Source organism: Burkholderia sp. Bp9031, assembly GCF_003857965.1.
Taxonomy (GTDB): Bacteria; Pseudomonadota; Gammaproteobacteria; order Burkholderiales; family Burkholderiaceae; genus Burkholderia; species Burkholderia ambifaria_A.
The window spans coordinates 17,032-29,753 of record NZ_QTPW01000054.1 but is presented as its reverse complement, the minus strand read 5'-3'; the positions used below and the strand labels follow the sequence as shown (position 1 = coordinate 29,753).

The following is a 12,722-nucleotide window of genomic DNA, read 5'->3' as shown; positions in this document are numbered from 1 at the left end:
GCGTCGAATCTGAATGGACCTTCCGCCGGCGTATTCCACATATCGGGCGACGTCGTCGTCAACGGTGTGCGGTATTGCCGATTCGTCGCCCCAACGGCAACACCGGCGTGCTCGAGCGTGCGGGGAAAGAAGTGCTTGCCGAGCGACGTCAAGTAATCGGTGCCGCCCGGCGGCACGACATAACCGAACTCCATCTTCAACGCGCTTTCGATCCGGTGCCACGTCCAGTCGTGAATCTCGCTTTCGTCGACGGCGACTGCCAGCAGCTTCTTGCGCAGCGCATCCAGACTGTGACCCTGCGCACGCTCTTCGTTACGCTCGTGGTTCTGTCGTGGCTCTTCCTCGGGCAGATCGAAAGGATAGTCGAGCGATTCGTTGGCATCCTGCAGCGGGAACGGATCGTCGCCGTCAAGATGCGGCTCTACTGAAAACAAGTACAGCAGTTCGCCGATGCCGAAACGCGAGGCGGTGATTTTCGCGAGAACTTCGGCAAACCGCAATGTATGGGTCGGGGCGGCATGCCAAGTGTCCTTCGCGGCGGCCGTCGAGAATCCGGCCAGTTCCGACAGCGGATCGAGGTTTTCGACCAGCAGCTTGATGAAATGGGGCGGCCGTTTCGGGCAATGATCGATGCGTGTCTGGGCATAGCGCATGACTCGATCGACAAGCTGGCGCATGGCCCAATTCCACTTCGCTGCCGGGGAGGGCGCCTTCCATAGCGCGAGCAGATGCGTCCTGTCCGCGCCATGTGCACCTTTCGTTGCCGTGCCATCGGTCAGACGCAAGCCGAACTGGTCGCGCAGAATCTGGAACGATACCAGTTGACGGATGAAATCAGGGTTGATGCTGCCGCCGATGAAAAGCTGAAGCACCTCGCAGATATCGCAAAGCTGAGTGAACGTGTAGCGCGCTCCGCATACGGCCCCAAGCTTGCGCCACAGTCGCAGGTATACCGCGAGAAACCTCAACGCATCGAGAGGATTATTCGGGTTCTGGAAAACGATCCGGTAATGCTCGGGGCAGCAAGGCTCGCAATCGGGTAGCAATCCTGACGTATCGCCCGCGCCCGTCGCATCCGTGCCGGCAGACGCGTTGGTATTGCGCGGCCCTTGCTGCTGCACAACGGCGAACCGGAAGCAGTTCGACTTTTGCAGCTCGACGAGTTCGCAATAAGTGAGGCCAGTGCGCTTCAGAAATTCAGGCAACCGCAGTACGATGTCGACCCAATTAACCCCCCCGGGGTTCGCTACGGGGAAGCCGTACAGCTCGTATAGCACCAGTTGGCCTGGCGTCGGTACGAGCGCAATGTCTTGGGTGAACAGAAGCTCATACTCTTCGGGATTGATGCCGAGATACTCGATGCCGATATCGATATTTACCGGGTATCGCCATAAATGGCTTTGAAACGTCGGCGCAACGACTGTCGGGTCGAGCGCGAATTCGGTGATCTCCTTTCTGAAGCCGCGCATCGCCGCAAAACGGCACGATGAAAGCGCATCGAGGTACGCGCGGTTGACATCGAGAGGCTGCGTGTACGGCAGCGCAGGTGACGAAAAATCGGTTTTCAGCGCGTCATATGCCGCTTGGTTTGCAACCGGCGTAGCCGGCGAATTGAACTCGGGCAACGCGCGAAACAAGCTGGCTTGCGGGTGGCATTTGTCCGTATTCTCGATCACGTCGGCACACTCGTCGGCGGAGCACAGCTTATGATCGTTCAGGTGATGTTCGGCCGTGTTGTAAACGCTCCCGGAAGCAGGTGGCGCAACAAGGTTTTCGAGTTGCTCGATGACGATGTCGACGAGCGGCAGCGGCGTCATTGCGTTTGCCGCGCTCACGTCCAGCAAGCCTGGGTCACTGCGGCGAGCGGCAATTGCCTCTTCGAGCGTCGGCCTGCCTTGATCGGGCGGCGCAGCGAGCGTTGCGCAGGTCGAATTCTCCGAAAGCCGCAGCAGTTCATGCAAATACTCGACCGTGCCCGTGGGCGACAGGTAGCACGGCGGCACGCAGTTCTCCAGTCCGCCGGGGTTCACCGGCTGGAATGGGCCGGGTGGCGGCGGCGCGGGAGGATTGACACCGCCTGCCGCGCTCCAGATTGCATTGGCCTGATCGAACGCGACGGTCCCGCGCATCGCATCGGCAAAATCCGTTTGGTCCAGCCGGTTGATGTCCATCGCGCTGGTGAAGCCGCGCGCATACAACGCTTCGGCGATGGAAAACGCCACACTCGGCACGGGCGGCATCACATTCGATGCAACGCCGGCCAGTTGACACAAAGCGTTCAACACCGTGACGCGCTGAACGAGCCACGCCTGCGCCGATGGGTCGCCGGGCAACGTCGTTTGCGCGGCAGCGGTCACGTTTGCATCCACGAGCGCGCCCGCGCCGAAGGAAAAGGTGCCGCCCACCAGCGCCTGATAAGCGCTGACCCAGACGGCGATGACGTCGACCGTGGGCAAATCGAGCACCGGTGCGGCGGGCGCGGCGGCGGACGGCATTGTCGCGATCCCGAAACCGACCGCGAAGAATTTTTGGACGTGGCGAATGAATGCCGCCACGCGCGCTTTAGCCGTTCCCGGCGCAGTGAAGGGCGGCAGCAGCACGATGTTGGGCGGCACGCCAAACAGATTATTCCAATCCGTGACCGACATCAGCGACAGTTGGCTCACGCTCGTCACCGGAATGGCATGAATCGCGGCGATCAACGGCTGGTGGTCGTTCGTCACCGCCGCGAGGTCGAGCGAGAGATAGGCATTCGGCTGCGCGGCGATTTCCGGTGTCCAGAACCCGACGGTATCGTCGCCGGGGTGATAGTCGCGCCAGTTTGCTGCAGACGGATACGCAAGCCAATCATTGATGAGCGGCGTGAGCGTGGCATCGACTTCGCAGTGCGGCGCGGTCGCGTCGTATTGCACGCCGGGCACGAGTGCCGCAATCCGCCGAGCCGCCTGTGCCGGATTGACCGCAAGCGAATCGCTGATCGTGCCGGCATCGACTGCCGACGTCAGCGCAGGCAGCGTACGTTCCTCGTTGTCGCGGCATGCGAGTTGATATCGCTGCTTCGCCGACATCTGCATGGGCAGCATGACGCCGAGCGCATAGAAATATTCGGCTGGCACTTTGAATGCGGGCGTCAGGGTACCGCCGCCGCTTTGGACTAGCACGACATCGGCTCTGTTGATCGATGTGGTTGGACTCGGTACACCGGGGTTGACCGGAAAGACCGTCAACGCCATTTCGGCGTCGATGCTCATCTTTTCACAGGCCATCGCGCAACCGAGTGCAAACGTGTAGCGAGCCAGCCGATCGACGTTGGCGTTATGCGTTGCGTAATAGCTGTTCAAGTTGCCTTCGAACTGCTGCCGGTTCTGTTCGAGCTGGTTGCCGATCGTGCCGTCGTTCGGAGGATTTGTATATAACGCGCCTAGATCGTCGAATCCGGTCGTACCACTTGCAGGTGCCGCCGGTAGCGGATCTTGCGGGCCCCAGATGATTTCATTGGCGATATGCGTCGCCTGGGCGGGCGTGATGTCGGTGATTGCGGGCACTGGCCCCTGATCCGCAGCCAACACCGTTTGCACGGCGGTCTTGAGCGATTCGAAATCGGGTGCCTGCCCCTGGCTCAAATCGATTTGGGCGAGACCGGGCGACAGCGGGCGAGGGAGCGGCAGATAGATCCCGACCTCGCTGGCCGGGATGGCAGGATACGTTGCCGGCGCAGGCAACGCGCCGACGGTCACGACGTTGACGTCATAGTAGACGAGCCTGCTCGCGATCTTCGTGCCACCGCGGCTGATTTCGAGCCGGACGTCGGGCGTCACGTATTCCTTGTATCCGGCGGGCGGCGTGATCGGGATCACCGCCGTTGCTTCGGATTCGGCGTAAATCGTGAGAGGCAGCGGTGGAATCGGCGGCGTGTAATGCTGGACGATGGTCGTGCCTGGATCGGGGATCGGTGGCGCGGCCGGTGCCACGAATGCGGCATCACCGATATGCTGGCCCACTTTGGGATCGCCGACGCTCAGATCGAAGGCCGAGATTTTCAGGCCGGTCAGAAAATCGCTGAAACGCGTGCCACCGATGGGTGTGTCCGGGTGGAGCCGGATCACGAGTATTTGCGGCATGGTCTATCTCCTCGGCACAAATCGAGCTGTCGCCCGGAGTCTTGTTTCGTCGAAGTCGACGTTGCTCAGCTGTAGCGGCTCACACGCGTTAACCTTCCCGGTGCCGCATCAGGAGGGGTTTCAGAAGTTGATTCAGCAGCGCCAGTCTCGATACGAGCGCCGAGTCGCGAGGGCCGAATGGCCACAGTCTTCGTCGCGTATCGATCATGGCGTTATCCGGTTACCGTTGGTGGCCAACTGCGCCTTAAGCATGGAGTGCGGTGCCCAGTCGCGGGACCCGAGCAGAAGGACCAGGTGGCCGAAGAGGCGGCTCGCGAACAGGAGGGCGGACCAAGCCCTCACGCCATCGAGTTTTGCATGGCGATGCCCCAGCACGACCGGGCCCATCCTGCCCATCATCGGCCAGGTAAGCAGCGCGCCCGGCGGCAGGACGGAGAAGTCGTCCGTCGGGGCGATGAAGCATTCGTGAGGAACTGGTTTCATACATTTCCGTTTGCGAGAAATAGTGAGCGATTCAATCCGGCTTCGCGCTCGTTTTTCGCTTCACGACATTCAAATATTTTCCTTTCAAACTTTCCGTTTTGATCGAGTTTCCCTGTTGCGTGAATCGATGCCAGGCAATGTCGCTATGGCGCCACGGCGTCGATTTTCGCTGGTCGGTGCCGTATGATGAGACACCTTCGCTGCCGAAGACTTCGAGGCCGGTAATTTTTGCGAGCCGATAAGCGAAGGTATCCTCAATCGGTCCGGTCCATGTGGACTGACCGACATGCGTACCTTCTTTACCGCCAGCGGTTCTGCACCCTGCCAAGACAATCGTCGCGGCCTCATCGAACACGATCTTCTTGTCGTTGATCATTTTTTCCAGGTCCGATAGTTTGGCCCCACGCTTGGCGTCGAACGTGGCACCGGGGGGCGGCTTGTCGGTGTATAGGCCGCTGCCAGGTCCTTCACCGCCCGGTCCCCAGGGAGTGCCATGGTGCAGGATCACGAGTTCCTTGATCGTCCCAGCGTTCTGGAGTGCCTCGAGTAACGCTTTGCCGGAATCGACTTTCACGACATCATAGCCTTCGGCTTTCAATGCCTTCTCAGACGCCGAAAACTCATTCTGCGACTTATGATAAGCACTCCACGCCTTCTCGTTTGCTTTGTATTCTTTCAAATCGGAATCGTATTTCCTTTTCGCTGCTTCATACGTTTTCATGCCTTCCGAGAATTCTTTATCGGCTTTACTCTTGTCTTTTTCGTATTTCGCCTTTTCTTTATCTGAAGCATTCTTTCCGGGATCTTTGATCTTCGCCTTTTGAGGTTTTACGGGCTCCTTGGGTTTGGCGAGTTCCTTTCCCGCCGGCTTGGATTCATTGTGGATGACGATGGCGAGTTTTTTTCCGCTCTGGCCGTCAGGATCGACGAAGCCCGTCGGATTATCGAAGCAATATTGGTAGAGGTTGAGACCTTCCTCCTCGCCTGCCGGATCGCAGGCCGTCCATCGCCCGAGCCACGGCGCGTAGTACCTCGCCCCGTGGTAATACAACCCGCTCTCCTCATCCCGCTCCTTTCCCGTATACCGATACCGCTTCGCCGTCTCCGTCTGGTTGCGCACCGCCTGATAAGTCGAGCTGCCGTAGGGCGCGTATTCCTCGTAAGAGATGATCTGCGCCTGCTCGTCCAGTTCCACGTAACTCGACCCAAGGTGATTGCCGAACTGGTAGCGGGTGAGTTGTCGTGGCGCTTGGTCGTCGCCCGCCGTGTCGAGCGTGCGCGTCTCCACCAAGGCAATGCGCTGCTTGTCGTCCATCACGTGCAGCGTCGTGCGCTCCAGCGCGGCGGTGTTGGTACCGATGGCACCGCCGTGCCTGCGGAAGATCTCGAAGCCGCCGAGGTAGATGCGCTCTTCGGTGAGACCCGGCGCCTTCTCCCACACCTTGCGCACGCGCTGGCCTGAGGCGTCATGCACGTAGTAGGCCGTGCCGCCACCGCCCAGATTGGCTTGCCGCAACTGGTCCTTGTAGTCCCAATGCATATTCGGCCCAGGCAGGCCGCCGCCCAGGTGCGGCATGCGCAGCATGTTGCCGTGGGCATCGTGCATATAACTTTCCGGCTGCGGCGTGTTGCCTGCCGGGTTCAGCGTCGTGCGGGTCAGGCGGTTGCCGGCCTTGAGCAGCGCACCGCCGTTACCGTCTTCGATCAGGCTTGGATCAAGGTAGTCGTAGGTGCGCGTCCAGCCCGCATTTGCCGGACCGCCGCCGCGGTGCTGCATCTGCAGGAAGTTGCCGACGGCGTCGTACACGTAGCGCTCGATGTACGTACCCATGGCGTTGCCGTCGTTGGGGGCGAAGCGCCCGGCAGCGTCGGCACTTGCCAGGCCCACGCGTCCGGCGTCATTGTGCGAATGGGCGATGGGGGCGCCGCCCCGGCCCAGGTGCTCGCGGCCCGTGGCTTGGATCAGCCGGTATAGGGCGTCATAGACGTAGTCGTTGCTCGGCTCGACGCGCTTGTTCCTGAAGTAAATCGTCTGCTGCGCGTCGTCCTGGATGTGGGTGATGTTGCCGGCCGGGTCGTAGGTGTAGTGCAGATTCTGCACTTGCTTGCCCGGCCAGCCGGCAACGGGCGGCCGCGGATCGTCGCCGGGGAAGTCCGCCGCCTTGCGCTTGGTCAGCAGTTGATCAAGTCGGAAGGTGAGCGGGTCGTAGCGATAGAAGGTGCGGGTGCCGTTCTTGTAGTCGATGCGCAGGCGCTGGCCTTTGGCGTCGTAGTCGATGTTGGCGACGCCGACCGGCGATGGGGCTTCGCTGGCGGTGTCCAGCAGTTCGACGGGTTCTGCCGCGCGCTCCAGCCACACGTCCACCCGTTCCAGCAGGTTGGCCTCGTTGAACACCGGCTGGATGACGTTGAACTGGCCGCGTCCCTGACTGCTGTGCGGCGGGATGGACTGGACCGGGCGGTCGAGTGCGTCGTAGCAGGTGCTGCCCTCGAAGCATTCGTCGTCCAGCTTGGGATCCAGCCGCCAGTTGGGGATGGCGATGTAATCGCTGACCAGTTGCCGCGTGCTGCGCAGCAGGTTGCCCTTGAAGTCGAAAGCCTTGGTCGGGTTGCCATTGACATCGAGCCGCGCGTTGATTGCCACTCCCGCGGAATCGGAGTGCCGATAGATGCGGGTGCGCAGGTTGAGCACTTCGGCGTTCGGCAGCGTCTCGCCGTACTCGATCTTCTCGACCAGGATGTCGAGGTTGAGCGTGCGTGGGTCGGACTCGCTGGTCGTGCCGCGCACGGTGTGCTCTGTCGGGCGGCGCAGCGCGTCGTGGCGGGTGGTGAAGCCATGGCCGCGGCTGTCCCAGGCGCGGATGGGTTTGCCCGCCACGTCGTTGAGCATCCAGCGTGCACCGGCCTCCATGCTGAGCTGGTGGATGCGGTTGCCCAGCACGTCGTAGGCGTAGCGCATGACGATGCGGCCGAGCGCGTCGCCGGCCTGCTGGATGGCATCGCGCACGGCGCGCCGGTTGCCTTCGATGTCGAGCTCGACGCGGGTGGCGAAACTTTCTTCGCTGCCATCGAGGTCGTGGCCGGGGCAAACGACGCGATTGCGCGCCACGGTCAGGAAGGGGCGCCCCAGGACATCGAAATGGGCGGTGGCAGGGGTGTCGGCATGCGCTTCGGCGCGCAAGGCGGCGTTGCGTTCGTCCATGCCCATGGCACCGCCAATTCGCTGCGCGCGCCAGGTCTGCCAAGTGGCCGGTTGGGTCCTGAAGTATTCGGCGACGTAGCCGCTAATGTCAGCGTCGGTGCGCGGGTCGCCGGTCTGCACGTTGCGCGGCGCGCACGTGTCGTTGACGTCGTAGGTGGTCTGCTGCCACGGGTCGAACACCACCTTCTCATAGGTGTGGTTCGGGTGCAGCGTGGCGATGACGCGCTCGGCCGGGTCGTAGAACAGCACGGGGCTGACGCCGATGCTGACCTCGAACTCGAAGCGATGGGTGTCGGTGAAGAAGGGCTCGAACTGGCGAACCGGCTTGCCCTTGTTGTTGAAAACCGTCCAGCCACTGCCGGCCCAGCGCGGGCTCACGTCATGCGGTGTCGTCACGGGCTGACCATCCGCGCCGATGACGATCCTGCCGGTAGCGTCACGCTGGGGCACCGGACCGGGTTCGGCCTGGATCTTCTTCTGGATCTCGCGGCCGAAACCGTCGGAGTACGAAAAGCTGAGCTGGATCTTCAGGCCCTGCGGTGGCAGCGGTGCGCTGGCATGCGTTTCGCGGGCGAGCGTGGCGGCGCAGGCCGGCTGCCACTTATCCGGATTGTTGGGGTTGGCCTGGCGAGTACGGCGGAAGCGGTCCAGGTCGTAGACGACGCGCGTGGTCGCATCTTTCAGCAGCCCCACCGCGGCCGCATGCGGATCATCCGCATCGAAGAAGCCGTCGAGCTGAGCTTGCGTGAGGTTTGCAACGAAGCCGGCGAGCGTGTCGCCTTCCACCGGCGCGGGCGCCGGTTTGCCCATGACCGCGGTGCCCACCACCATGCCCAGCGTATCGAACGCGACTTCGGTCCGGTTCCAGTTCGGGTCGCTGACCAGACGCGGCTGCAGGACGCGATAGTCGTTGGCGTAGACGGTCACGCGGTTGCCAAGGGCATCGCGGGTCTCCGTCATCAGCAGGTCGCGGGCATCGAAGTCGACGAAGGCGTGCTGGCCGAACGGATCGCGGTAGCGGCGCGACAAGAAGAAGTGGTCCCGGGCCTCCGCCAGTTCGGTAGAGGCGCTGTCGGCGGGATTCGCGCTGTAGAAGGCTTGCCCCGAGGGCACCCACCAGTGATCATCCGCATCGCTCGCCGGGAAGCGGCCATCCGCCTTGAGAATCTGGCTTCGCAGGTAACCGCCCCGGTTGCCGGCCTGGCCACCCAGCACCGCCTCGGGATCTGGAAGCAGAGGCTCGTCGGCCTGCCCCTGGCGTGGACGCTGGAAGACCTGGTCGAGCAAGCCGTCAGTGAAGGCAAGCTTGTAGCTTTCGCCGGGCAAAGCGCGCGGTTGCAACTCACCAAGCGGCAGGAGGCCGCTGAGGTCGTCGCGCCGATAAAGCGTGCGTCGCGCTTCGATGGGGCGACGGCGTTGGCTCCCGGCGGCTGTGGCCTCGTAACCGACTTCCGGGGCGGTGAACTTGTGACGCAGGCGGCCGGGAGCGGCCGGATCGGGCTCGACGAAATCGGAGGCCCGGTAGCGACCGGCCGGGCCTGTGGCCGTGTAGCCCGTCAGCTCGAAAGTAATCGACTCGCAGGACAGCGGATTGCGATGGGCGTCGGACGATCCGATGGCGTTGGTGACGCGGTTTTCCGTGTAGGTGAGCAGCGCCGTTGTCTGGCGGTCGCGATCCCATTGCGTCCAAAGCGGCGAGAGCCGGCGCCCGTAGCCGATTGCGGCCTGCTTGAGTACGTTGCCGAAGTCATCGACTTCCAGGGTCAGCGCGTGCTGGATGCGCGGATCTGCTGGATTGCGCTCGTAGTGATAACTCAGCGCCTCGTTCACATGGCTGAAAAAGACCGCGTGAAGGTTCGCGCCGCGTTTCTGCAGGGCGCGGATGGTGAAGTTCTGCTCGGTGACGGTATAGGGCGTGCGGGCGCGCCGGATCTGTTGCGGCGTCGCGCCTGGGTGATCCGCGTCGTCGGCATAGACCTCCTGGCGCAGCATGGAGCCTTTGAGGGCACGGCAAGCCTCGCGCGCTTCGTCCGGCGTCAGGTCCGCTGGGACAGTGGAGTCATCAAGCAAGAGCGGTCGCGCGGCTTCGACGGTCAGTCCGGGCTCACGGAAATACTCGCTTTCGAAGTGGCGCGAGAGGCGTTCCCAACCGAGGTAGACGCCAGTATGGAACCAGGTCTTGGTGTGCACTGGCGGCACATGCGATGCAGCGGCGACGTTATCTGCCAGGACGCTGCCGTCGGCGACGGCTGCGAACTGTTCCGTGTCCCATTGCTCCACCATGCCGAAGCCGCGGAACTCGCGCTCCTCGCCGTCGAAATAGCCATGGTGGTAGGCGTAGCGAGTGGCGAAGTGGTTACGGCTGATGTGGTCGTAGGTTTCCACGCGCTCGACCACGTGCACCGGGAAGGGCAGCCGGGTGATCCACGGTTTGCCGTCGCGCTTGTCCTGCAGGTAGAACTTGGTCGAGGGGGCGTAAGTGACGCGCGTTTCCGTGCCAAGGTTGTTGACTGTCTTGACCAGCAGATGGGCCTTGATGCCACCCATCAGGTTGACATAGCGCATCGGCCGTCGCGCATCGCCCGGCAACGGGGAGGACCAGACCAGGCAGGCGGTGCCGTTGCCGAGCAGGTCGGTCGGGACGATGCTTGCGAGGTCATCGATGCGTGGAAACACCTTCAGCGTGTGCGGCTGGCTCCAGCCGTTGCCGGACTGGTTGAAGTACAAGCGCACGCCGTCGCGGTGGAGATAGATGATGTCGGTGGTGCCGCTGCCGTCGATGTCGGCCAGGTGGATACGCGCGTGGTCGAACTGGTCCGGGTTGTCGAACCAGGGCGCGTTGTCCATCGTGACCTTGGCGCCGAAATGGCCATAACCCAGGTTGGGCCAGTAGCAGGCTTCGCCGTTGCGAATGCGGCAGATGTCGGTGAGGCCGTCGCCTGAGAGGTCGGCCAGGTAGATGGACTGGGTGCCGTCGGAGAAGACGATGCGCGGGCCTCTTTCCTCGTCCAATTCCAGTGCAACGCGGCGGGCGGGGCCGAAGCCCTCGTCGGCGAGTGACGCATGCCAGACGAAGGCGTCGTCTTCGGTGATGAGCACGTCGGCGCGGCCATCGCCGTCCAGATCGACGAACTTGAGGTTCGGGTCGCGCAGGTCGAGGTTCAGGCGCGAGGTGAACGGGCGGAAGGGCTGCCAGCCCTCTGCGTCGTCATGCTCGTACAAGCCGGGGACGGGACAGTCGATGACAACGACGTCGGGCTGGCCGTCGCCCGCGAGGTCCATGATGTCCGCCCCGCTGCTCAGGGCCACATTGGGCTTGAGCGCGATGTTTTCGAGCGGTGCGAACGCAGCCGTGCTGGTCAGCGGGCTCAGGTTGCGCTTGTAAAACCAGGCATCGGCCTGCTCGGTGAGGATGCCGGGGATACCTTCGCCGTGCAGATCAGTCCATCGGTAGGCGCTGCCGTTTACGCCAATGGGGAGATTTTCGAGACTCGACGGATCGACTTCCTCGACGGTCTCCTGCACGGTGGGCTTGCTGTATTCGAACTGTACCGGCGGCAGGCTGCGACTGTCGTAGCTGCCATTGTCGCGGCGGTAGCCGGTCTGCGCGACGGCTTCCAGAAAAGTGTAGACGGGATTGAGGGCATCGGTGGGGTTGACTTCGTTCGGGTAAGTGAAGTCGGTCGAGCGCACGAGGCAATTCCGTTCGACGCCGACTTCGCCTGGAAAATGGTGGAACATCAGGACGCGCTGGCAGAGCCGGTAGGTACGAACCTCAAACCCTGCGCGGCAGGACGAGAACGGATCCGGTCGTGAGGGCCAATGCTCTGCGTCGTGGGGGGCCGGCGCTTTGGCGTCGTGTTCGCCGTAGTCGAAGACAACCTCGAAGTGCCACGCGTCGCTGCCGTCAGGCGCGCCGGCATCCGGAGGTTCCGGCCAGGCCGCGTCGGCTTTCAATTCTGGAAAGTAGGGCGAGCGATTGCCGTAACGAATGCGCTTCAGATAACGCTGCGCTGAACGGGACTGATGGGTGCGGTTACGTTCGTGGGCCTTGGGCAGGTTGGTGCGGGCCGAATCCTCGAAAACTTTTGCCGAGTCCTCCGCCTTGTAGCCGTAGACGACGACGTTGCCCTTGTCATCGTGACTTTGGCAGATCAGCCAACTGAAGATGCGGCGTGGGTCTGCAGGATCCGCAATACGGCTATCGGCCGTCTTCCCGTACCAAGCGGTGATGTTGTCATGAGTGATGGAGCGCCAGAACACATCGGTCGCGTCGGTCGTGTTCGTCCATCGCTCGATGTGCGCAAACAGGCCCTCGATGCGCGGTCGGTAGCGACGGATGCGGAAGATCCGGCCATTTACCGTTCTGGGTGGAAGCTCTTCTCGCACCCATTTTCCGCTGGCATCGTGCACAAGGACAGGCACCAGGTCTTCCGCGCCAGAAACGATGAAAACGTCCGAATCGACAGCGTCGCAATACTTCGGTAATCCCTTGTCGGTCTTGCGCGTGACCGACGGCAGGGAAAGGCTCCAGCCGAAGCCGAACGGGCCATTCCCGGCGCCGGAGTCGTAAGAGAGTGAGAGTTGAGGCCCGAAACCGGAACGGCCTGGGCTGGTGGCGATCGGCACCGACATCGATCCCGTGCCGGTCACCGGATTGGCAGCGAATTTCTCGCCAATACCGCGAATGGCACCGCCGCCTTTGGGAAGCGTCAGCGCAGGCGTGCTGACACCGGGTGGGGGGGCCGCCGCATGCTCGTCGTCTTCACGTCTTCGCTGAAGATTGGCCAAGGTCCCACCTTTTCAGTCGTCTCCGTTTTGGTGGCGCCAAGGCCATCGACTTCAACGATACGTGCGCCCTGCTTATGTTCTTTCAAAGGCAAATGTGCAATGGAAAGTGTTCGAGGAATGTTGTC

3 protein-coding genes are annotated in these 12,722 nt (G+C 62.5%); all 3 read right to left on the bottom strand.

Features of this window, described 5'->3' with window-relative positions:
* Positions 1–4,121 (bottom strand): hypothetical protein (locus DIE15_RS35295; protein ID WP_221624188.1); only part of this gene is annotated, 4,121 nt, incomplete at its 3' end.
* Positions 4,122–4,325: 204 nt separating this feature from the next.
* Positions 4,326–4,604 (bottom strand): hypothetical protein, encoded by a 279-nt coding sequence (locus tag DIE15_RS35290; RefSeq protein WP_124835745.1) that lies wholly within the window; start codon positions 4,602–4,604, stop codon positions 4,326–4,328.
* Between the two features lie 31 nt (positions 4,605–4,635).
* Positions 4,636–12,597: a SpvB/TcaC N-terminal domain-containing protein gene (locus DIE15_RS35285; protein WP_124835744.1), complete on the bottom strand. Its 7,962-nt coding sequence runs from the start codon at positions 12,595–12,597 to the stop codon at positions 4,636–4,638.
* Between the last annotated feature and the right edge of the window lie 125 nt (positions 12,598–12,722).

Excerpts from the sequence above, each read along its gene's own strand:
- DIE15_RS35290 (WP_124835745.1), bottom strand. The coding sequence starts at position 4,604 with ATGAAACCAGTTCCTCACGAATGCTTCATCGCCCCGACGGACGACTTC.